Origin of the sequence: Bacteroides caccae, assembly GCF_002222615.2 — a bacterium.
Lineage (GTDB): Bacteria > Bacteroidota > Bacteroidia > Bacteroidales > Bacteroidaceae > Bacteroides > Bacteroides caccae.
In genome coordinates, this window is the sequence record NZ_CP022412.2 from 3,975,138 (window position 1) to 3,999,468 (window position 24,331).

16 protein-coding genes, 1 tRNA gene and 2 pseudogenes are annotated in these 24,331 nt (G+C 43.2%); 3 read left to right on the forward strand and 16 right to left on the reverse strand.

The annotated features are described in order from the left end of the window. Positions 1–437: 437 nt before the first annotated feature. Both CGC64_RS16375 and CGC64_RS16380 read right to left on the reverse strand, forming a co-directional pair. Positions 438–1,196 (reverse strand): nucleotidyltransferase family protein, encoded by a 759-nt coding sequence (locus tag CGC64_RS16375; protein ID WP_005678476.1) that lies wholly within the window; start codon positions 1,194–1,196, stop codon positions 438–440. A gap of 7 nt (positions 1,197–1,203) precedes the next feature. Beyond that, positions 1,204–2,634 (reverse strand): RapZ C-terminal domain-containing protein, encoded by a 1,431-nt coding sequence (locus CGC64_RS16380; protein WP_032838177.1) that lies wholly within the window; start codon positions 2,632–2,634, stop codon positions 1,204–1,206. Positions 2,635–2,747: 113 nt separating this feature from the next. Between CGC64_RS16380 and CGC64_RS16385 the strand changes: the two genes are divergently transcribed. Beyond that, the gene (locus CGC64_RS16385; RefSeq protein ID WP_005678474.1) at positions 2,748–6,695 is read left to right on the forward strand and encodes a hybrid sensor histidine kinase/response regulator transcription factor; all 3,948 of its coding nucleotides are present in this window, start codon (positions 2,748–2,750) and stop codon (positions 6,693–6,695) included. A 97-nt stretch (positions 6,696–6,792) separates the two neighbouring features. On the opposite strand, the gene fsa is transcribed toward CGC64_RS16385, so the two are convergent. From fsa to gpmA, 3 genes are all read right to left on the reverse strand, one after another. Continuing rightward, on the reverse strand, positions 6,793–7,449 hold the full coding sequence (gene fsa / locus CGC64_RS16390; RefSeq protein WP_005678473.1) for a fructose-6-phosphate aldolase: 657 nt from the start codon (positions 7,447–7,449) through the stop codon (positions 6,793–6,795). Between the two features lie 68 nt (positions 7,450–7,517). Beyond that, the gene (locus CGC64_RS16395; protein WP_005678472.1) at positions 7,518–8,570 is read right to left on the reverse strand and encodes a class I fructose-bisphosphate aldolase; all 1,053 of its coding nucleotides are present in this window, start codon (positions 8,568–8,570) and stop codon (positions 7,518–7,520) included. A 30-nt stretch (positions 8,571–8,600) separates the two neighbouring features. Then, complete coding sequence (gene gpmA / locus CGC64_RS16400; RefSeq protein WP_005678471.1) at positions 8,601–9,347, reverse strand: 2,3-diphosphoglycerate-dependent phosphoglycerate mutase; 747 nt, start codon at positions 9,345–9,347, stop codon at positions 8,601–8,603. A gap of 233 nt (positions 9,348–9,580) precedes the next feature. On the opposite strand from gpmA, the gene CGC64_RS16405 reads away from it, so the two are divergent. Then, positions 9,581–11,401 (forward strand): sensor histidine kinase, encoded by a 1,821-nt coding sequence (locus tag CGC64_RS16405; RefSeq protein ID WP_172680727.1) that lies wholly within the window; start codon positions 9,581–9,583, stop codon positions 11,399–11,401. Between the two features lie 245 nt (positions 11,402–11,646). Here the strand turns inward: CGC64_RS16405 and CGC64_RS16410 are convergent, their stop codons facing one another. From CGC64_RS16410 to CGC64_RS16425, 4 genes are all read right to left on the reverse strand, one after another. Next, positions 11,647–13,098 carry an ATP-binding cassette domain-containing protein gene (locus CGC64_RS16410; protein ID WP_005678469.1) on the reverse strand — a complete coding sequence of 484 codons (1,452 nt, stop codon included), beginning with the start codon at positions 13,096–13,098 and terminating at the stop codon, positions 11,647–11,649. A 16-nt stretch (positions 13,099–13,114) separates the two neighbouring features. Beyond that, positions 13,115–15,121: a type I pullulanase gene (pulA, locus tag CGC64_RS16415; protein WP_005678468.1), complete on the reverse strand. Its 2,007-nt coding sequence runs from the start codon at positions 15,119–15,121 to the stop codon at positions 13,115–13,117. 72 nt (positions 15,122–15,193) lie between these two features. Continuing rightward, entirely contained in the window at positions 15,194–15,760 is a 567-nt protein-coding gene (ruvC, locus tag CGC64_RS16420; protein WP_005681601.1) for a crossover junction endodeoxyribonuclease RuvC, read from the reverse strand. After that, entirely contained in the window at positions 15,757–16,059 is a 303-nt protein-coding gene (locus tag CGC64_RS16425; RefSeq protein ID WP_005678465.1) for a DUF4286 family protein, read from the reverse strand. Before CGC64_RS16425 ends, ruvC begins: the two co-directional genes overlap by 4 nt. Before the next feature lie 116 nt (positions 16,060–16,175). On the opposite strand from CGC64_RS16425, the gene CGC64_RS16430 reads away from it, so the two are divergent. Beyond that, positions 16,176–16,249 (forward strand) — tRNA-Ala (locus CGC64_RS16430). A gap of 239 nt (positions 16,250–16,488) precedes the next feature. Here CGC64_RS16430 and CGC64_RS19420 read toward each other — a convergent pair. From CGC64_RS19420 to CGC64_RS16455, 7 genes and pseudogenes are all read right to left on the reverse strand, one after another. Beyond that, a pseudogene (locus CGC64_RS19420) lies at positions 16,489–16,579 on the reverse strand (Rpn family recombination-promoting nuclease/putative transposase); the annotation flags it as partial. A 577-nt stretch (positions 16,580–17,156) separates the two neighbouring features. After that, on the reverse strand, positions 17,157–17,336 hold the full coding sequence (locus CGC64_RS19360; RefSeq protein WP_005678462.1) for a hypothetical protein: 180 nt from the start codon (positions 17,334–17,336) through the stop codon (positions 17,157–17,159). A 330-nt stretch (positions 17,337–17,666) separates the two neighbouring features. Then, on the reverse strand, positions 17,667–17,843 hold the full coding sequence (locus CGC64_RS19175; protein WP_005678461.1) for a hypothetical protein: 177 nt from the start codon (positions 17,841–17,843) through the stop codon (positions 17,667–17,669). A 122-nt stretch (positions 17,844–17,965) separates the two neighbouring features. Next, the gene (locus CGC64_RS16440) at positions 17,966–20,293 is read right to left on the reverse strand and encodes a glycoside hydrolase family 3 N-terminal domain-containing protein (RefSeq protein WP_005678460.1); all 2,328 of its coding nucleotides are present in this window, start codon (positions 20,291–20,293) and stop codon (positions 17,966–17,968) included. 12 nt (positions 20,294–20,305) lie between these two features. Then, positions 20,306–20,701 (reverse strand): hypothetical protein, encoded by a 396-nt coding sequence (locus CGC64_RS16445; protein WP_005678459.1) that lies wholly within the window; start codon positions 20,699–20,701, stop codon positions 20,306–20,308. Positions 20,702–20,827: 126 nt separating this feature from the next. Then, positions 20,828–21,175: pseudogene (locus CGC64_RS16450) on the reverse strand (IS982 family transposase); the annotation flags it as partial. A 471-nt stretch (positions 21,176–21,646) separates the two neighbouring features. Continuing rightward, entirely contained in the window at positions 21,647–24,217 is a 2,571-nt protein-coding gene (locus CGC64_RS16455; protein ID WP_032855333.1) for a family 78 glycoside hydrolase catalytic domain, read from the reverse strand. Between the last annotated feature and the right edge of the window lie 114 nt (positions 24,218–24,331).

Below are 24,331 nucleotides of genomic sequence, written 5' to 3' on the forward strand. Positions count from 1 at the left end.
ATAATAATACAATAGACATCTTTGAACATTTTTTGAATCAAAAAAAGAAATAAGAAAATAGTGGTCTGGTCTACTTTTCAGATGAAAGAGGAGGACGGCTTTCTCCTTTTTTACTTTGCTGCTTTATTTCATCAAGAAAAGCCGTATGATTGAACAAATTACGTCCTATAAGATCTTTTTTTCTTTGCCTCCCATTAATTTCAACCGAGAATGGTTAATATCTATCATGAGACCAGCTCTATCGTATAATTCCAATCCTACAGATAAATCATAAAAAAATATTATGTAACAATTTATCCGTTATCTCATTTACCAAAGTCTGATGATATCTATTTTCCATACAGCAAGATTTGCGTAGTTTACAATATAGTTTGTTCAACCGGGTAAATTTACGCAAATCTTTTGTTTCATGCTAAAAACAGAGCTGTTTGGCCCCGTTAGGCATCGCTATGTAGTGTTCCGGTACAAAAGCCTTCGGCCTTAGCCAGTGTTTCAGGCTTACCGATATCAATGAGTCGCAAATCTTCTACCAGATAACCGGAAAACTCCACCTGCCGGCAGGTAGCAAGATAAAAATCCATAATAGAGAATTTGCCTTCCCAACAAGGAACATCCAACAAGCGGAAAATAGCAGGTGAAAGAACATGAATACCACTGAATGCATATTCCTGATAACGTGATTCATCCGGTCGAAAGCCTTCCGGCTTCACTTGTCCCGTGTCTTTATTAATCCAGCCGCAAAGCCTCCTGTCCGTATCAAAAAGCAGATAACGTGAAGTTTTACGCCGACTGGCCAACAAAGTAGCCACACTGCCGTTTTGTAAATGATAGTCGTATAATTCCTTTAGGTCCACATCCGAAAGAATATCGACATTATGCACTAAAAAAGGCTCATCGGAATGTTCAAAGAAAGTACAGGCTTTCCTGACTCCTCCTCCCGTATCAAGCAACTGTTCACGCTCGTCGGAAATATGTATGGTAAGTCCGAAATTATCATTAGCTTTCAGAAAATCGAGTATCTGTTCACCGAAATGGTGAATATTAATCACAATTTCGGTGAAACCGGATGCTTTCAGTTTCAGGATAACATGTTCCAGCATCGGACGTCCGGCTATGGGAACAAGGGCTTTCGGCATAGAGTCGGTCAACGGTTTCAGCCGGCTACCCAAACCGGCAGCAAATATCATAGCTTTCATTAGTCTTCTATATAGTTGCTTCAAACGTACGTTCTATATTCTGTTCACGATGCACCAATTCTACTTTTACTCCGAATTTCTTATTAAGGTGCTCCGCCAAATGCTGGGCGGAATAAACAGAACGATGTTGCCCTCCGGTGCAGCCAAAACAAACAGATAAATTACTAAATCCCCGTTCCATATATCGTTTCACAGAAGCATCTACCAAGGCATAAACATGATCGAGAAAACGAAGAATCTCTCCGTCTTCTTCGAGGAAGGTAATCACCGGTTCATCCAGTCCGGTAAAAGGTTTGTAACGTTCATATTTTCCGGGATTATTTACAGCGCGGCAATCAAAAACATAGCCGCCCCCATTGCCTGTCGGATCGTCAGGAATCCCTTTCTTATAAGCAAAACTCATGACTTTGACTGTGAGCTGGCGCTTTTTCAGATCGTCCGTAAATTGTTTCAGCCCGGTCAGTTCACGCAGTACTTTACAGAGATACGGATATTCCGGATATTCCTCTTTCAACAGTTCGCGCAGGTTCCCGATAGCATAAGGAACACTCTGGATAAAATGGGGCTTCTTTTCGAAGTAGCCACGAAAGCCATAGGCTCCAAGCACTTGCAAAGTACGGAAAAGTACAAAATGGCGAAGCTGGCTATAAAAATAAGGTTCGTCAATTGGTTGGTATTTGCGGAGTGCTTCAATATATTCTTGCAGCAGTTCCTGACGGAGACTATCAGGATATTTTGCTTTTGCCTGCCATAAGAAAGAAGCAATGTCATAATAGAACGGTCCCTTACGTCCGCCCTGAAAATCAATAAACCATGGTTCGCCGTCTTTAATCATCACATTACGACTTTGGAAGTCACGATACATAAAAGTGGCAGAAGAACTACGAAGCAGAACATCGCTCATCTTCTGGAAATCATCTTCCAGTTTATCCTCTTGAAACTCCATGCCGGTAGCCTTGAGAAAACAGTATTTAAAGTAATTCAGGTCCCAAAGGATAGAACGTTGGTTAAACTCCGGCTGGGGATAGCAACGGGAGAAATCAAATCCGTCCGCCCCGGCAAACTGGATAGCGGGCAGCAGGCGAATCGTCTTTCGAAGCAGTTCTTTTTCATCTTCGGAAAAGACACTCGTGGCACGTCCTTTCTCTATGGCATGAAACAACAAAGTGTCTCCTAAATCTTCTTGCAGATAATAGGTTTTATCTTCCGACACGATGTGAATCTCAGGAATAGGCAAACCGCATCTGCGGAAATGGGCCGCCATATAAAGAAAAGCTTCATTCTCATCGATACAGGTTCCATAAACTCCGATCAATGTTTGCACCCCCGCCAACCGGAAATAACGGCGATTGGAGCCGGAAGAAGGTAATTCTGTTATATTCTCGGCGGGAACTCCCGTATATGCCAGATAAAGTTTTTGTAGTTCTTCGGTAATCATAATCGTATATTTTCGAGCAAAGATAGGGATAAAAACTAAAAAATAAGAGAGCTGATTTAAGTAATATTCATCCGAATACATTATCTTTGTTTCAGTTAAACTGACCTGATTTCATGAGAAAAAACATATTGGTACTACTATGCGTAGCATTTATCATACAATTTACCGGCCTTCTCCCCCTTCAAGCCGGACATTATTACTATAAACAAATCTCCCTGAAAGACGGACTACCTTCCACCGTGCGCTGTATCCTGACGGATGAACAAGGCTTTGTATGGATTGGAACCCGTTCCGGGCTGGGACGATACGACGGGCATGAACTCAAAAAATATGTTCATCAGGCCGATGATCCTCATTCCATTCCACATAATTTTATCTATCAGATGATAGAAGACGAACAAAACAATATCTGGATTCTGACGGACAAAGGAGTGGCGCGCTATCGACGGCAGAGTGATGACTTCTTCATACCAACGAATGAGTCGGGAAATAACATTATCGTTTATTCAGTTTGCCTGACAAAAGGCGGCGTCTTGTTCGGTTCAAAAAATAAAATCTTTTTCTATAATTATCAGGATGCTTCCTTACGCCTCTTGCAATCATTTGAGCGGGAGTTGAATTACAATGTCACCCTGCTGACCCTTTGGGATGAACATACCCTGCTCTGTTGTAGCCGGTGGCAGGGCTTACTACTACTCGACTTAAAAACCGGAAAATATAACCCTCCCCCTTTCGATTGCGGAAAAGAAATCATGAATATATTCATCGATTCACAGAAAAGGATATGGGTGGCACCTTACAACGGAGGCTTGAATTGCCTGACCCGCGACGGAAAACTGCTAGCCACCTATACCACCCGCAATTCTTCTCTGAGCAACAATGTTGTATTAAGCCTCGCCGAACGGGAAGGGCAGATATGGATTGGAACAGACGGAGGAGGCATCAATATCCTTGACCCGGAAACGGGACAATTTTCCTTACTGGAACACATCCCCGGAAGAGATAACTATTCACTTCCTGCCAATTCGATCTTATGTCTTTATAACGATCGGAATAATAATATGTGGGCAGGCAGCATCCGAAACGGATTAATCAGCATCCGGGAAGTTTCTATGAAAACATATAAAGATGTATTGCCCGGCAATGACCGCGGATTAAGCAACTCCACCGTTTTGAGCCTTTTTCAGGAATCCGAAAACCGGATCTGGATAGGTACGGACGGAGGAGGCATAAACAGCTTTAACCCGTTTACGGAGAAATTCGCCCATTACCCTTCGACTTGGGAAGACAAAGTAGCCTCTATCTGTCCGTTTACTCCCGGTAAATTATTAATTTCCCTTTTCTCGCAGGGAGTATTCATTTTCAATCCGGCAACAGGAGAAAAACATCCCTTCACCATTGTCGATAATGAAACGAACACCCGTCTCTGTAACCGGGGAAAAGCCGTGAATTTACTACAAAACACGCCTCACAGCATATTATTCCTGGGAGATCATGTTTATAAATACAATCTGAAAGAACAGACTTTCAATATTGCTACCGAGCAGGAAGGGCAAGATATCATCGGTACCCTTTTACCTATTGGCAATTATCAGGATTATACTTATATAAACGATACAAAACACATCTACGAACTGGATAACCGTACAAACCGGTTGAAAGCATTGTACTCTTGCCGAAAAGATACTGTTATCAACTCCGTTTCACGGGATGAAGAAGGGCACTTCTGGATCGGGAGCAATTACGGATTGATACATTATCATCCCGGAACCAAGACAAAGACTCTGATACCGACTTCCCTGTTCGGCGAAATTACTCTGCTCGTATGCGACCAGCAGGGAAAAGTATGGATAGGAGCCGACAGTATGCTCTTTGCCTGGTTGATCAAAGAAAAGAAGTTTGTCCTATTCGGAGAGTCGGATGGAGCTATTCTAAACGAATATCTTTCCAAGCCTCAATTATTAAGTATGCAGGGAGATATCTACATGGGCGGTGTAAAAGGCTTGCTTCATATCAACAGCAAGCTCCCGCTGACCACCTCCGAACTTCCACAACTCCAATTGTCAAATGTCATTATCAACGGAGAATCCGTCAACGATAAGTTAAACGGCAATCCGAAAGGTATCTCCGCTCCTTGGAACAGCAATATTACTATCCGAATCATGTCGAAAGAGGAAGACATTTTCCGCCAAAAAGTATATAAATACCAGATAGAAGGGTTGAATGACCAACAAATCGAATCCTACAACCCTGAACTGGCTATACGCTCACTGCCACCGGGCAGTTATAAAATCATGGCTTCCTGTACGGCCAAAGACGGTAGTTGGATTCCTAACCAAGAAGTACTGGAGTTAACGATTCTTCCTCCCTGGTATCGTACATGGTGGTTCATCCTCAGTTGCGCAGTTTTCGTTGTCGCCGTTATTATAGAGACTTTCCGAAGAACCTTGAAACGCAAAGAGGAAAAGCTCAAATGGGCTATGAAAGAGCACGAGCAACAAGTGTATGAAGAAAAAGTACGCTTCCTTATCAATATCAGCCACGAGCTTCGTACACCGTTGACACTGATACACGCTCCACTTAGCAGAATATTGAAATCACTCTCCTCCGAAGATCATCAATACCTTCCGCTGAAAGCTATTTACAGACAGTCACAACGTATGAAGAACCTGATTAACATGGTGCTTGATGTGCGTAAAATGGAAGTCGGAGAAAGTAAAATGCAGATACAGCCTCATCCGCTCAATAAATGGATTGAGGACGTATCACAAGACTTTATCAGTGAAGGTGAAGCCAAGAATGTGCGAATCCGTTATGAGCTCGACCCACGGATTGAAACTGTCAGTTTCGATAAGGACAAGTGCGAGACTATTTTAAGCAACTTGCTTATCAACGCGCTCAAACATAGTCCTGAAAATACGGAAATTACAATTACCTCCGAATTACTTTCAGAAGAAAGCAGAATACGTATTTCCATAATCGACCAGGGAAACGGATTGCAGCAAGTAGACACCCGGAAACTCTTTACCCGTTTCTATCAAGGGACAGGAGAACAAAGCGGAACGGGAATCGGATTATCTTATTCCAAGATTCTGGTTGAGCTGCATGGTGGTTCTATCGGTGCCCGCAACAATCAGGAAACAGGTGCAACTTTCTTCTTTGAACTACCACTGAAGCAAAAGACCGAAGAAATTATCTGCCAGCCTAAGGCATATCTGAACGAACTGATAGGCGACAATGACAATGAACAGATTCCTGATGAGGACAATTTCGACACGACCCCTTACAGTATTCTGGTAGTGGACGACAATTCCGACCTGACGGACTTCCTGAAAAAATCATTAGGAGAATATTTCAAGCGGATCGTAATTGCCGCAGACGGTGTAGAAGCCCTTCAACTTATCAAGAGCCATACTCCGGATATCATCGTCAGTGATGTAATGATGCCGCGAATGAACGGATATGAATTGTGTAAAAACATCAAAGAGGATATTACTATCAGCCACATCCCTATCATCCTGCTGACAGCAAGAGATGATAAACAAAGCCAGCTGAGCGGTTACAAAAACGGAGCAGACGCCTATCTCACCAAGCCTTTTGAAATAGAAATGTTAATGGAACTCATCCGCAACCGGTTGAAAAACCGCGAACATACCAAGAAAAGGTATCTGAATGCCGGCTTGATTCCTGCCCCGGAAGAAAGCACGTTCAGTCAGGCGGACGAAACATTCTTACTCAAAATGAATAAGATTATCCAGGAAAATCTGGATAACAGTAATCTGGATGTCGCTCTGGTCTGCAAAGAAATCGGCATGAGCCGGGCTTCGCTCTATAACAAGCTAAAAGCTCTTACCGATATGGGGGCCAATGATTATATTAACAAATTCAGAATGGAGAAAGCGATCACATTAATGACTGGCACGGAACTGTCATTTACGGAAATCGCCGAGAAAGTCGGGTTTACTACTTCCCGCTATTTCAGTACGGCTTTCAAACAATATACAGGCGAAACGCCGACACAGTATAAGGAAAAGCGGAAACAGGAAAAGAAAAACGAATAGCCATCCGACAACTAAAAAATAAAAAACGGTGAACACTGTGCAGCAACGAACTGCCTGATGTTCACCGTTTGTTCTATATATTGAGCCTTGTCTACTCTCAACCGTTGACTTTTTTATAGTCTTCCAGGAATTTTTTCAGTCCCGAATCCGTCAACGGATGATTCAACAATCCCTTAATGGCACTCAACGGGCAAGTAGCAACATCCGCCCCCACTTCCACACATTCGATAATGTGCTTCGTATTACGGATAGAAGCTGCCAGCACTTGTGTCTTGTAATCATACGTGCGGTACATACGTACAATATCCCCGACAAGTCCTATCCCATCTTCACAAATATCATCCAGACGGCCGACGAAAGGAGATACATAAGTTGCCCCGGCTTTAGCCGCCAGCAACGCCTGTCCCACCGAAAAGACCAGCGTACAGTTCGTGCGTATTCCTTTCTCCGTGAAATACTTGATGGCTTTGATACCGTCGGCAATACAAGGCACTTTCACTACGATATGCGGATTAAGCGCCGCCAGCTCCTCGCCTTCGCGAATCATCCCTTCATAATCGGTCGCTATCACCTCAGCACTCACATCACCGTTGACGATATTACATATCTTGACATAATGGTCACGCTGGTTCTGTGTTCCCTTAATACCTTCTTTCGCCATGAGCGAAGGGTTGGTAGTCACTCCGTCAAGTACACCGAGGTCATGTGCCTCCTTAATCTGCTCCAAATTGGCTGTGTCAATAAAAAACTTCATACTCTTATTTTTTAATGGTTAACTATCTAATAGTCAAAGATAAGAAATTATTTCCATTCACAACCGTATCAAGCGATCGTTATTGACGGATCAAGATAAACATCCTGGATAGCATTCAATAATTCTACCCCTTTATTCATCGGTTTCTGGAAAGCCTTACGTCCGCTAATCAGTCCCATACCTCCGGCACGCTTATTCACTACGGCAGTAATGACGGCATCACGCAAATCGGAAGTTCCGTGAGATTCCCCACCGGAATTAATCAGTCCTACACGCCCCATGTAGCCATTAGCAACCTGATAACGGCAAAGGTCAATCGGGTGGTCAGTCGCCAGTTCGGTGTACATACGTTCGTCCACCTTGCCGAAGCCGATAGCTTTAAAGCCGCCGTTATTCGTCGGAAGTTTCTGCTTCACAATATCCGCCTTAATGGTCACACCCAGGCGGTCAGCCTGTCCGGTCAGGTCGGCAGCAGAGTGATAATCTATTGCTCCTTTTTTGAAATCATTGTTACGCAGATAGCACCACAGAATGGTTGCCATACCCAGTTCGTGCGCATATTCAAACGCCTCGGCAATCTCTACCAACTGACGGCGGCTCTGTTCCGAACCGAAATAGATAGTAGCTCCGACAGCTACTGCCCCCATGTTCCATGCCTCCTTCACGGTGCCAAACAACACTTGGTCGAAGCTGTTCGGATAAGAAAGCAGTTCATTATGATTCAACTTCACAACGAAAGGTATCTTATGGGCATACTTACGCGCTACGGAACCCAGGATTCCGAAAGTGGAAGCCACGGCGTTGCAGCCGCCTTCAATAGCCAGTTTCACGATATTCTCCGGGTCGAAATAGATCGGGTTCGGAGCAAAAGAAGCCCCGGCGGTATGCTCGATATCCTGATCGACAGGAAGAATGGACACATATCCGGTATTTGCCAATCGGCCATGCCCCAAGAGAGACTGAAGGCTATTCAATACCTTTATATTACGATCTGAATCCAACCAGATTTTATCTATTGTATCGGGAGAGGGAATGTGAATCAGCGATTTATCGATGGTTTTACAGGTGTGATCCAAATAATAACAGGATTTATCTCCTAATAATTCTATAACTTTATTCATAACTTCATTTTTTTAATGTATAACTTTATTCTATTTTTTCTTTCCCTGGTTGGCTACTGCCTCCATTAATTTTCTGATTTCTTCGGGATTACCCAGAAAGTAGTCATTAGCTACATTAAGATTCTCGTCGAACTCAAACACATAAGGCACGGCAGTAGGCAGGTTCAGTTTTATAATATCTTCATCCGAAATATGTTTCAGATGTTTGATAATCCCCCTCAAACTATTACCGTGAGCTACCACCAGTAAAGTATGGGCAGTTTTCAATGCAGGAAATATATTTGATTCCCAATAAGGCATAATACGTTCAATGGTATCCTTCAATGATTCGGTACGGGGCAGTTCAGCATCGGGTACCTCGTGATATCGATAGTCGAAACGTGGATTTCTAAGGTCATTCTCTGCAAGCGGATTAGGAGCAATGTCATAGCTGCGGCGCCATACAAGCACTTGTTCCTCCCCATACTTCCCGGCGGTTTCCGCTTTATTCAGCCCTTGTAACTCTCCATAATGCTTCTCATTCAGGCGCCAGTTCTTTTCCACGGGAATCCAGTCGAGATTCATCTTATCAAGCACGCAGTTCAGAGTTTTCACTGCACGTTTCAGATAGGAAGTATAGGCTTTATCGAAATTGAAGCCATATTCTCTCAGCGTCTCCCCTGCCTTCTCGGCTTCGGCAACTCCTTTTTCCGTAAGGTCTACATCCGTCCAGCCGGTGAAACGATTTTCCTTGTTCCATACACTCTCTCCGTGACGAAGTAATACTATTTTTTTCATTCTTAATGATCTCCTTTCTTTTTATATCTACGCATTATATATAGAACATTTTATTTCTTCACAAAGTTCACGAAAGAATAAGGAGTTATCAATACCTAAAAATGGTGGTTTATTAGCAGGAATCCGACAAAAATGACTACTTTTACATATTAAACAAATTTTTAACCTTCAGAACAAACTGTAAAATGCCTGAAACAGACACACACAGAGAAGACATCTTCCTACGGAAATTAATGAATAAAGCCAACATCGGCTGGTGGGAGGCAGATGTAAAAACAGAGTGTTACAAATGCTCCGGCTTCATAGCCCAACTTCTCGGTCTCGACGAGGATGGCATTATTAGTTTCAATGATTTCAACAAGCGGATTCTGAGGGAAGACCAGCAACACACCACTTCCCACTCTTTCGATGAATTACAGCAGACGATTGAAGAAGTATATCTACTCGATACTCCTAAAGGGGGTGTATGGATACGCAGCAAGATATGTTACCAGGAAACAGACGAGGCAGGAAACACCAAGATATATGGCATAGCCGAAACACAAGACGGACCACATATGGCGTCCGCTTACCAGGCATTGCAAAACAGTGAACGCATTCTGCATAATATCTATAAAAATATCCCCGTAGGCATCGAATTATACAATAAAGACGGGCTCCTGATCGACCTTAACAAGAAGGAACTGGAAATGTTTCATATAGCCAGCAAAGAAGATGTCTTGGGAGTTAATCTGTTCGAGAATCCCCTGCTTCCGGAAGAGATCAAACAGAAACTCAGAAATAATGAAGACGCCGACTTTACATTCTGCTATGAATTTTCCAAGATAAACGGATACTACCAGTCACAAAATTCGGGAGGCAGCATAGATTTAACAACCAAAGTAACTACGCTGTACGATCATAATCATGAGCCGATCAATTACTTGGTGATTAACGTAGACAAGACCGAAAATACCATTGCTTATAATAAGATTCAGGAGTTCAAAAATTTCTTCGACCTGGTAGGCGACTATGCCAAAGTTGGTTATGCCCATTTCGACGCTTTGAGCCGGGACGGTTATGCCCTGAGCAGCTGGTACAGGAATGTAGGAGAGAAAGAAGGTACCCCACTACCGGAAATCATCGGCATACACTCCCACTTCCACCCCGAAGACCGGGCTGTAATGCTTGATTTTCTGGATAAGGTCATTAAAGGGGAAAGTAGCAAATTATGTCGTGATATGCGTATTCGCAGAGCTGACGGAAACTATACGTGGACACGCGTGAATGTGTTGGTCCGGAATTATCTCCCACAGGATAATATCATCGAAATGTTGTGCATCAACTTTGATATCACCCAACTGAAAGAAACGGAACGAATGCTCATTCAAGCTAAAGAGAAAGCAGAAGAATCCGACCGGCTAAAGTCTGCCTTCCTTGCCAATATGAGCCACGAGATACGTACACCGCTCAATGCGATTGTCGGTTTTTCGAGTATGCTGCAAGAGGCGGACAATCCGGAAGAAAAACTGCAGTATGTCACCATCATCGAAGAGAACAACAAACGCCTGCTACAACTTATTTCCGATATTCTCGACTTGTCAAAAATCGAAGCTGGAACTTTTGACTTTACCTTCGAGAAAGTGAACGCCAAACGGTTATGCAATGAATTATACCAAGCAATGCAGATGCGAACCTCCCCACAGGTGGAACTCCGCCTGTCTCCCGATCTGCCCGATTTGCAACTCACCAGCGATAAAAGTAGGCTTTACCAAGTATTATCAAACTTCGTAGTAAATGCGTTAAAATTTACCTCCGAAGGGAGTATAACCATCAGTTACCAAATAAAAGGAAAAGAAGCGAAATTCTCCGTAGAGGATACGGGTATAGGAATCGAACCGGAAAAGCAAACGGCTGTATTCAACCGTTTTGTCAAACTCAATAATTTTATTCCCGGCACCGGTCTCGGTCTTTCTATCTGCCAGAGTATCATCACACAACTCGGAGGAAAGATCGGAGTAGATTCGGAACCCGGAAAGGGTTCCTGTTTCTGGTTTACACATCCACTCGGCTAACCCGGAAAGCAGGTTCACAATTTACTTCCAGAACCCCCGTTACGATACATTCAGGGCAGGGATTATTCTCACCATGACGAGAAAAAATTCTCATAGTAATGAGAAAAAGTTCTCACTATGATGAGAATTTTTTCTCATCATAGTGAGAATGGTTTGAGAAAAACCTTAGTTAATAACTTATATAAATGAATAGAATAATCAATTCATAAAAGAAGATTAGAAACCAAACTTGAACGGTGTACCATCTAATTTCTTTTCAGGAAAATGCGGTCTGTTATCGTGCCCGGAAGCTCCGATTCATAATGTGTCACCATAATCATCGTTTTATCTTTACGTTGGCAGAAGGCTTCAATCACCTTCTTCACCCGGCGACGGTTGTAAGTATCAAGTCCGTGAAGCGGTTCATCCAAAATCAACAGTTCCGGATCTTTGACGAAAGCACGTGCCAGCAGAGCCAGCCGTTGCTCGCCACTGGAAAGTTGCAGGAATGCTTTATCTTTCAATGCTGCGATACCGAATACATCCATCCACCATTCACAAATATCCATCTGCTCCGGTTGCGGACGTCTGTACAACCCGATACTATCATGTAAACCGCTTGCTACAATCTCAATAGCCGGCAGGTTTTTAAGGTAAGCACGATGCATCTCCGGACTGACGTAGCCGATGTGTTTCTTAATTTCCCAGATACTCTCCCCGGTTCCTCTTTTTCGTCCGAACAGGCTGATATCACAGGCATACGATTGGGGATTATCCGCACAAACAAGACTCAGCAAGGTTGATTTGCCTGCGCCGTTTTCTCCACTCAATGCCCATTTCTCCCCACGATGCACAGTCCAATCGAGTTCTTTCAGAATAGTACGGTCACCATAGCGGATACTGACTTTGTTTAGTTTCACCACCTCGTCGGCATCGTAATTGTTGCCGTTGTAAGGCAAATCAATAATACGTTGTTGTAAATCGTCAAAAGGAACGACCGTATCTCTTGAACGGAAAGCATCCAAATAGACTTCACGTTCCATTTTCGGAAAGACTTCCATTTTGTCAACGGGAATGACATGGGTAATGAAGGAAGGAATATCATCCAACATGGAAAGCACCAGAATTATCTGTACCGACGACATCTTCGTCAGACGATCGAGCAAAGAGAAAAGCAATTCGCGTGTAGGAGCATCCAGTCCGATAAACGGGTTATCCATAATCAGAACACGGGGAGCAGTCAGCAGGGTCTTTGTGAGCTGGAATTTGCGTAATTCCCCACTGGAAAGAAGGATAATCTTCTTATCCAGAAGAGGCTCGATACGGAAAAGGTCGAATAATTCGTTTTTCAGTTGCTCGTCCTTGATCTCGCCCAGCATTTCGCGGACATCGGGAGCCTCATCCTGGTCATGGGCATTCCAACGTTGCTGATAGTAGTAATTGGCGTCGGCAGCTCCATAGGTATCACGAAAAGCGATGTATTTTACATTATCATAAACGGTCTGAGTAGCAGAAGGAGAAAAATCATATTGCAGCGCTCCTTCACGCAGCGGATATTTACCGATCAGCGTATCTACAAAAAGGCTTTTACCACTACCGTTCGGTCCTACAATGGCTATATGTTCGTCTGCCCCGATAGTTGCCGTGACGGGTTTGGCTAAACGCACAAGCGGGTTGCGTGCTACGCCCCCCGCCATGCTGAATGTATTTTGGCTCATATTCTTTTATTTTTATCTATTTATACATAATCAGTGCAGACTGGCCGGGAACAATTACTTCCGGTCCGGTTTGCGTCCCAAGTCCGCGAACATCTATCACACCGTCCTTACATACTACCGTATATTTGCCGGCAGGTACTTCCAGACGTGCGGGAGTAGTGCGGGAGTTGAAAGCAACGATAATATCTTCCCAACGGTCACCGTTCGCATGCTCCTTCAAAAGGAACGCAATCAGATTGTTCCCCTCGACAGGCAGGAATTCCAAATGTCTCCGAACCATTTCCGCGTCTCCCATACGGAAGGCGGGATGAGATTTACGCAAGTCAATCAAACGCTTATAATAGGTGAAAACATCCTCATTCGTAGTTTTGCGCCGCCAGTCAATAGCGTTTACCGCATCCGGACTCTTGTAGCTGTTGTCCACTCCTTTCTTATCACGCATCACTTCCTCGCCAGCATAAATAAAAGGAATACCTTGTGAAGTAAAGACCACCGTTTGCGCCAATTTATCCAGACGGACCAACTGTTCGGGAGTAATTCCCGGCATACTTGCCTTTATTCGGTCAACAAGGCATAATCCGTCATGACAGGAAACATAACTAATCATCTGTGTAGGTTGCTTCGCCCAAGGTTGCCGGCTATAATTCACCGAATCACAGCGCACTTGCGGATGTTCAATCGCACCCACAATACCAAACTTTACACTCGCCTCTCCTCCCGGAACACCGGCAAGAAACGCACCTTTATCTTTTTCCCATACAGGTCCGCAAAGCCCATCACGCAGTTCATCCGAAAAGACAGCGATATCCGGCATACGGGCAACATTTCCTTTCATGGCCAACGAATCCGCCGGATATTGAGGAGCTTCAGCAGCCCAGCCTTCTCCATAAATGCAAATAGTAGGATCAATCTTGTTGACAGCTTTCCTGATTTCGTTCATCGTCTCGATGTCGTGTATTCCCATGAGGTCAAAGCGGAAGCCGTCAATATGATATTCATTAATCCAGTAAAGGACAGATTCGATCATAAATTTACGCATCATAGGACGTTCACTTGCAGTCTCATTGCCGCATCCCGAGCCATTTGCCAGAGAACCATCTTCTTTCCGGCGATAAAAGTAACCGGGAGCGGTACGTTCAAAGTTACTCTCTATCGTATTGAACGTATGGTTGTACACTACGTCCATTATCACTCGGATACCTGCCTGATGTAATGCCTGTACCATTTGTTTGAACTCCTTCACACGAACCGCAGGCTGATAAGGGTCGGTCGAATAAGAACCATCCGGCACGTTATAATTCAGCGGATCATATCCCCAGTTATAGTGGTTTTCTTCCAACTTCGTCTCGTCTACGGAAGCATAATCATAAGAAGGAAGCAGATGTACATGCGTGATCCCCAGTTCTCTCAAATGGTCGATCCCTGTCAGACGTTTATCAGCATTCATGGTTCCTCGTTCGGTCAAGGCAAGATATTTTCCTTTGTTCTTTACCCCCGAAGTAGAATCCGACGAGAAATCACGATGATGCATTTCGTAGATAATCATATCGGCAGCAGATTTCAGGGTAGGGCGCCGGTCATTCTCCCACCCTTCCGGCTGGGTCGATTTCCAGTCGATAATAGCAGCACGCTTGCCATTTACTCCGACAGCACGAGCGTTAATACCCGGTGTATCTCCTTGCCATTTATCATCAATCTTCACATTGAAGGTGTAGAATTTACCCAGCAAATCTTTGTCTACGGTCACCGTCCATGTTCCGTCTTCAGCAGGTTCCATTTTCTCCGTTTCGTAAGCATGACCACCTTCCCCTGCATCATAAAGCATCAGGCGTACCTCATCAGCCGTAGGCGCCCAAAGCGTAAACCTGGTAGCCCCCGGAGCATACTCCATTTCGACAAGATTCCCCGAACGAACGGGATAGAGTTCATAAGAAGCGTATTCCTTTTTTGCAGAAGAACAACTCATCACTGTTGTCATCGTAGTTACTCCCAGTATTGCTAAATAATTAGTTCCCATCTTCATCTTAACCCTTTCCTTTGATGTATAGTGCTTTATCGCACCTATAAACTTATAGCATAGAACTTATATCCTCAATTATTTCACCTTATCCGGGTTCTTTGCTATGTAATCTTTCCAACTATTATATCCTTTTTCCAATGCCGGTCGTCCCATTTGTAGAAAATGGCAATATGCGGCCGCCAAACCGTCTGTCGCATCCATGAAAGTAGGCATATCTTCTTTCGAAAAGTGAAGCATTCGCTGCAACATATCCGCCACTTGCTCTTTCGAGGCCTGTCCGTTTCCGGTAATAGCCATTTTAATTTTCAAAGGAGCATACTCGGTGATTGGTATGTCACGGCTTAGGGCCACTGCCATTGCTACTCCCTGCGCACGCCCCAGCTTCAACATCGACTGCACGTTTTTGCCGAAGAATGGTGCTTCAATAGCCAGTTCGTCAGGCAGATAGCTTTCAATGATACTCAATACACGCTCATGAATATGACGTAGTTTCAGATAGTGATTGGCAAATTTACGCAAGTCGATAATCCCCATTGCAACCATTTCGGGCTTGGTTCCTTTTATTCTCAAGATCCCATATCCCATGATCGTAGTACCGGGGTCAATACCCAGGATTATCTTTTCTTTTACCGGTTGAATCACTCTATCACCTCCATTAATGTCGGAAAACCAATCACCTTATCCTTAAATATTTTTGTAAGTTCATCATTCAGGCGCACTCCCTGTTCCAGATGCCAGCGGTGCAGCAACCCACTACTCTCTACCTCCCACTGCAAGGAGTAAGCACTTCCTTCCTCCCGGTGGCTCAATATCCGGCAGATACGCGGCGTCTTCAATGCACCATGCTTCTGTACTTCGGGAATATAGGATTCTTTGATCCAAATCAGAAAATTATCGTGAACGTCGTCATCCACCTGAAAAGTCGTATTATAAATCAGCATTTCTTTATTTTAAACTATTATTTACCGCAAACATAGCAATTATTTCAGAATATTGCATTATATTTGCACCAACAAAAAAGATTCGTTTACAAACGTTATCATATAAGATTAAAGAAGGGGCGTTAGCTCATCTGGCTAGAGCGTAACACTGGCAGTGTTAAGGTGATCGGTTCGAGTCCGATACGCTCCACTTACAAAAGATTTAAATCTCTGATTTTCAGAGCTTTTTCTTTTTCACTAATGGCTTTACTCCCCACTCAGAAAGCACTATACTTATATTACTTTAACTCTATTCATCCCCCATTTCCTAACAAATTAAACTAAAATTCCTTTTTTCGTTCTCATCATCTCTATTTCGAACAGCAATAAAAAAGGGAATGCACAGTAAACTGTATGTCCCCTCAATCAATAACTTATTCAAGATTTACCCTATAACTTTTCTATTTCCTCTTTAGACAATCCCGTAGCTTGTGAAATTATATCAATAGCTACTCCCAGTTTTTTTCAGATTACGAGCATTATCCCAATTAGCCTCTTCACGCCCTTCCGCCCTTCCTTCTTCTCGTTCGGTATAGATATTATCACGCAGAATTACTATATTATCCAAGTGACGATAATAAGCCACCAATTCATCCTTAGTCATGCTATCCAACTTCAATCTCTCCCGTGCCTCTTCAAGCTCTAGAGCTGTAGCACTAGAAGGAATCTCACCTGTATTCAAATAGTAAATCCATTCTTCCAACGGACTCTTGGCTATCTGATTAAAGCCATTTACCTTTAAGATATAGTATTCAGGATACAACTGACTAACTGTATCCACCTTGAATGTTTGCTTTTGAAATGGAGTCAGTTCTAAAATATCCCCTTGATAAATACCCCTGAATTCTGTCTTTCCATGATATACGAAGTCCGTCCCATGACCTAATGAGAAATAGACGATATTAATACTATATACTTTACGTACCTTGTCATAACTCTCTCCTCTATTTATATACTTTTAGAAGTACCGAACAACATACGCTGGAAGTAAGCATATTCATTATTATCCTGTACCTCGATCAAGACAAGCTCATCCTTAGAATTCTCGGCAAGCATATCTACTTGTCAAACTTATCCTCCTGATTACTTTCACTTTCAAGGAGTTTCTGAATAACAATCTTCTCACCCGGCAACGTAGTAAGCAAACCTTCAAGTACACTAAAGTTTGCCTTATTCCGGAGCAGACGTTTCATCGCCCAGTCAAAACGAATTATCTGATTATTATTACTATTATTCATATTCAATATATTGATTAACACAAAGGCAAACAAAATGCCTTGTAATTCCAAAGAGTAAAGTACTTTTTAGAATATAAAGCCCCTCAAATACTTAAGAATATAAATATCGATCGAATTAATAATTCTATTTAGAAGTCCATGCTAAAATTACACGTCTACTGTGTAGATACAATATTATACAACATACAATTCTCTTTGCTCACTCATTTGCCATAATTCTTCTGGAATATTTTTACGCATTTTTTTGAACTGAAATATAGAGGATGTAAATTAAACTGTGTCAGCAAAATTAATATTTTATTTTTTGCTGACACAGTTTAATTTACATCCTCATATAATCATATTCTTGTCATTCACATCCTGTCCGGATTCCACTTTTAACCGCCTTCCTGTCGCTTCTTTAATGTATCCGGCAAGGAATTGTGTGTTCCTTTCTAAAAGAATATTATCTTCAAGATAAAGAATGCGGGTATCTTTTTCAATAACAAAAGGATTCCCAGCTACCATTACTATTTCATGTGATAGAGGAATTACATTCCTATAATCCTCCACCCTTTCTAAAGTATTGTACGCAGCTATAACAACGGATATTACACTTATTGCAATCAGTTTCTTTATACTGTTTCTGCTTAGTCAATATTGGGAGTATCCCAAATTTTGTCTTCTTCACAGTCTATATACAGTATCTCACTACCACATTTCATGCGGAAACGTCCTTGCTCCAACCGCCATTTTCTATCCTGACCGACAAAAGCCAGGTCGCTTCCCTTCAACTTCATAACAACCTTCTTTGTTTCACCCGATTGTAATTCAACTTTCTCAAAATAACGAAGACGGATCACATCTGGTGAAACACTAGCTGCCAAATCACTAGAATACAACAGGACCGTTTCCTTACCTGCTCTTTCTCCCACGTTCTTTACATCCACTTCAAATATCAGTTCATCATCCGCATTGAAAGTCGTACGATTCACTTTAAAATTACTATACTCATAGGACGTATAACTTAATCCATATCCAAAGGGCCATTGAACATCCATGACCGCATCATAATTATACTCCCCTTCCATAGGTCCCATCTGTTCACACGGCTTATAATCATACGTAGCAAGCGAATTGATGAATTTCGGATAGGTAAAAGGCAATTTACCGCTGAAGTTCACATCTCCAGCAATCAAGTCAGCCAATGCATCTCCTCCGTAATTTCCCGGCAACATAATATGAACCACCGCTTTTGCCAAAGGTTCTATCTCATGAATAATACGCGGCCGTCCTTCGTTCAGAACCAATATTACCGGCTTTCCTGTTGTCGCAAGCCTTCTCACTAACTCTTTCTGATTGGAAGAAAGATTCAAGTCATTCAGATTTCCCGGAGTCTCACAATACGTATTCTCTCCTATACAAGCTATTATCACATCCGCCCTACCGGCAGCAGTAACTGCCTTTCCAATCTCTGGACAATTTTCTTTCCACCAGTTATCATTAGGATCAGCAACATACGTCACTCCCGGTTCATAGATAATGTTTTCCGTACCAAACTTGTTGCATAATGCTTCATAGATAGTATTATAAGCCTGCGCAAATTCATCCGCCAACTCTCCCTGCCAACTGTAAGACCATCCTCCGTTGAGACAACGCATAGCATTGGCGTTCGGACCTGCCAACAATATCTTCGTTCCCTTACGTAAAGGCAAAAGTTCTCCTTCGTTTTTCAACAAGACCTCCGACTCCCTGGCAGCCTGCAATGCCACTTCTGCAAACTCCCGACTTCCAAACTTGTCATATTTCCGAATATCCCAGTAAGGATTCTCAAACAATCCCAAACGGAATTTCAAACGTAGCACACGCCGCACGGCATCGTCAATACGTTTCATTGATACAGCCCCTTCCTCAACCAATTCCTTCAAGTCGATACAAAACTGTTGTTCTTCCGAAGGAATCATTGCCATATCAATACCCGCATTTACAGCCAATCTGATAGCATCTTTCTTGCTGCTTGCAATATGATCGCGAAAATACAGATTATCAATATCATTCCAATCGGTCACAATCATTCCATCCCAGTTCAAGTCCTCCTTCAACCAGCCTGTCAGTAGCTCTTTATTGGCATGAAACGCCACCCCGTTATTATTGGCGGAATTGACCATCAATGACAACGCACCCGCACGGATCGCCGCCTTGAAAGGAGCAAAGTGCTTCTCACGCAAGTCAATATCGGTAATAGAAGAAGGGGTACGGTCTTTACCGGATACAGGAACCCCATATCCCATAAAATGCTTGATACAGGAAGAAATATGATATTCATCCACTTTATTCAGATTATCCCCCTGCAAACCACGTACAGCCTGCACAGCCATTTGCGCATTCACATAGGCATCTTCCCCGAAACTCTCCCACATACGCGGCCAACGAGGATCGCGCCCGAGATCCATTACAGGAGCAAACGTCCATGGTACACAACAAGCGCGAGTCTCGTAAGCCGTAATCTCCGCACAATACCTAGTTAGTTCCCTATTAAAAGCAGCCGCCATATTGATGCCTTGAGGAAAATAAGTAGCGTCTTGTGTATATGAAGCCCCGTGAATCTGATCCAAACCATAAATACATGGAATCCCAATTTCTTCCAAAGATTTCTTTTGAATCTGTGTGATCACTTCTGCGAATACTTCCTTTTTTTGGCTGACTCCGAAGGGAATATTCAGTAACGAACCTACCCTATATTTACCAATCACCGTATCCAGTAACGCTTCACTCAATTTATTATCGTTTTTATCTGTCACTGCCCCAATGGTCAGTTCACACATTTGGCCAATCTTCTCTTCAAGGGTCATGCCTTTAAGCAGTTTCTCTATTTTTCCTTCTATTTCCGGATCTGATGGAATGGCAGGAACCGGTTGTCTTTCAGCACAAGCCGAAAAAAAGCTTCCAAACAATAAAGTTGTTAATAGTTTTTTCATGGTAATTTGTATTTATTTAAATTGTAAATTCTCTATATATGGATTGACAAACAGATATTTTCTACAATCAGCCTTCTTTATCTGTCTTCCGTTAAACATGACATTATCAAATACCACATTCCGCAAAGGAAACTCACGACTCACTCTCCGCACTTGAGCAGGCAGATATTTGTCGTCTGTAAAAGTTATATTCCGAAAGACAACTTTGGACAAACTTCCCGTATCTTTACCGTCACTTACTATCTCCACAGCAATTGGTCGTCCGCCATACAAGTTCTCAAATTGTATATTCTCGAACGGAATGTCAGACATCCGTCCACCCCACCGCCAAGTTCCTCGTATATGCCAACACATGATTAATAGCCGCACATCCTCCTCTCCAGCCCTCATCCCCTTCCTTGTTATCATACAATGTAGGTGTCTCCAATACGATACAGTTTCTAAAAGTCACATTCTGGATATAATCCGGACGAGATTCACGAAACGTTCCGCACTCCACGGGTCGGCCAAAAACACATTGGTGCAATCCGTCCAACCCACACAGTTTTCCACCAAAATATCCTCACATCCTATAAAAATAGTCAGTGGAAGTAGTACCTCCTTTTCCAATTCCACAAAACGGTTGTAAAATACACATTGAGGAAACATACCCTTCAAATGCTTGCAGACATATTCCTTATAATAATGCTTGAAGCATCTGAAACCTCTAGAATGAAACAGGATAAGAATAACCATTATTTCCGTATCGCTCATACGGTTCAGCTTATTCCGGTGCTTGCAGTTCTTGTTTTCAACCATATATTTTTTCTGTTGCAATGCAAATTCCTTGCATAAATCATCTGCCATACAATAAATTTCCGTAACTTTAAATTTTGGGAACATAGCGGTAATCGTTTAAACTCTATAATTAGACACTATAAATTTAATACTTTTATCGCTATATGTCTATTATTCAATGAAATATTTATAAACTTAGGTAGTCATATACAAAAGAATATATTTATAATTGTTTTGCTCTTAAATCTTCCGACTTTTTTAATTACATATCTATATAAAAACTTTATATTATAACAAAATATTTCAACAAGAATTAAGCTGTAAGATTGTACATAGTTACCAAATAATAAATAAATACATAGACATACATTTTGCCAAAACGAGAGAAAAGAATGTGTGTCATAATACCCAAATTAAAAAATTTAAGACTGTCTAACAAGGCTCTTCTCAACGATTTCACCCCCTTCTGAACTGAACTCTGACAGAGATTTCTTTTTTCGGCACTTGTTAGACAACCTCATTTTCATTAACAAGTATTTTTATAAAACCTCTTAATATAAAATTCTACATGAGAAACTATTTGGTCACCTTGTAAGTTCCACTTACATACTCCTTTGACTTCATCTCTCCGGGAAGGATTACGGTAGCGATAACGCCCTTAGGAATGGTAAATTCCCAAATCCAGGTGTCCCCCTCATATTTCCAGGCACTCTTGATGAGTCCGGAGACGGAACGGTATTCGGCAGTCACGTGTCCTAACCGCTTGTCCGGAATAGGCTTCATAATGATATGCTTGAAGCCAGGGGTGGCGGGATCGGCTGCGATGCCGGCAACGGTTTCCCAAATCCATTCACATACGCATCCGTAGGCATAATGATTGAAACTGTTCATGCCGCGTGGTCCCATTCCTTTGTCTATCATATAGCTGTTCCACCGCTCCCAAATGGTGGTGGCTCCATTGTCCACAGAATATAGCCAGCTTGGGTTCTTACGTTGAAAGAGGAGTTCATAGGCAATGTCTTCCATGCCATTCTCCGTAAGGGTGGCCATAAGGATAGATGTGCCTAGGAATCCGGTCTGCAAGCAAAGATCGTGTTGTGCGAAGTTTTTGCGCAGGCGGTCTATCATCTTCGCTTTGGCTTCGCCTTCCAAAAGCTGGTTCTTCAGGGCGAACAAGGCAGGAGTTTGCATAGTGTTGAGAATGGCGGTTTTGAAGGTACCGTCCTCATTGAGGAAATTCTCTTTGATGTATGCCTTTGCCGAATCAGACATTTGCTGGTACTTGGCAGCATCGCGCCCCGTGGCGGCAGCCATATCCCGCATCATGGAAGCATCTATCACCCAATAGGAAGCGCTCAAGTAGTTCCAGTAGCTGACGGCATCAGGAAGCGGACCTTGGGGAGAGAAAGCCAGTCCGCTACAACTTTCCAGCGGTTCGTAGCTCAACCAGTCGGCCCATTGGTAGTTACCGTTCTCCCCGCAGAGGGTCTCGTGGTTATACTTTGTATCGTTGATGTAGTTCATAAACAAATCCATAGCGTTCCAGTTCTCCTCAATGATTTGCGTGTCACCAAATTGTTTCCATACCGTCCAAGGCACAATGATTCCGGCATCGGCCCAACCCAAACGCATTTTCTCATCGCCGTATTGTGCCAAGGGAGCCACTCCGGGAAATCCGCCCAAACTGTTCTGGGTGTCGCGCATGTCACGCATCCACTTGTGGAAGAACTTCATAGTGTTAGCAAAGAACGTACCGGTTTCGGCAAACACTTGTGTGTCTGCTGTCCATCCCAGGCGCTCGTCGCGTTGCGGACAGTCGGTGGGTATAGACAGATAGTTGGATAGCTGCCCCCAATAAGTATTGGAGATGAGCTTGTTCACAAGGTCGTTGCCTGTAGTGATAGTGCCGGTTTCCAGTTCCTTTGCGATGGAAGTAACGGGAATGGACTTCAACGACTTGATGGCAACATTCCCAGTGGAAGTTATGGAGACATAGCGGTAACCGAAGAAGGTGCAGTGAGGATAATAGGCCACATAGTTATCTCCGCTAGCAAAGGTATAATCCAGACGGATACCAGTGTGGGGGATGCGCAGATTTTCACGGTGGCAACTTCCTTCCGGACCATCCATTCCACGAATCTTGGCGCCGTTGCCGTCATTGAGCAATTCCGCGGGAAGGCAGGTCAGCACTGTTCCTTCGGCAGCTTTGAATACGAAAGAAGGTACGCTGGCACAATTTTGTCCGAAGTCCACCACTAATGTCTCTCCCGGACTTACGGTCATCTCCGTACCCGATGCGAACTCACGGGCGATAATCACCTTACCAAACTCATTCTCCTTTGCTCCTTCTACATTCTTCCAAACGTATGCTTTGACAGGAGCGAGGGCGAGATCTGTACGCAGATAGACTTCCGCCCCGTCCGAAGGCAGGATATCACCGGAGAATTCGGTGTTCTCTTCGGGTGTGGAGAGTTTGTCCACACATTCGTAACCCATCGGTTCGCGTGCATCGTACTCTTCTCCGTCAAAGATACCGGCATGTTTCACCGGACCGGCAATTCCGGCCTTCCAGTTTTTAAGATCAGTACCGTAACGCTTCTTGTTTCCGTCAGAGAAAGTCAGTTCCAGTACACCACGGAAGGCACATTTCTTACCTATCATGCCGTCATATCCTCCGGGGGTTATGATTTTGTCACCCCACCATCCCGGCGTCACCTGTACGGAGAGCATATTCTCGGCGTTTGGCTTGGTACGGATGATGTCTGTAATATCATAGGTGAAAGAACGTTTAGTCTTGGCATAGTGTGTGAAGCCCGGTTTCAGGAATTCCCCGCCTACGGGTTTCCCATTCACATATAACTCGTAAACTCCTAGTCCAGCGGTCATCCACTTGGCGGAGACAATTTTCTGTTCGTTTTTCACGGTGGACACGAACCAACTCGCGCCATCGGCTGCGCGACCGTTGTTATGTCCTTTCACTACAGGGGCATCTACTGCGGAAATCCATTTGGATTCGTTCCAGGCTGATGCTTCCAATGCGTCAGTACGTTTTCCGAATTCGGTTGCGTTTATCAGTCCGCTATTTGAGAAAAGCTCGAGAATCATTATTGAAATAAGATTCGCAAAACAATGGAGATTCATTTTCATACTTATATGTAATTTTAGTATTAAAAGATTAACTTGCGAAAGGCTTGACCATGCCTTCAAGGATTCTTTCATTAGATAGTCCTTCGCCGAAAGTATACTGCATTTACGGTTTTC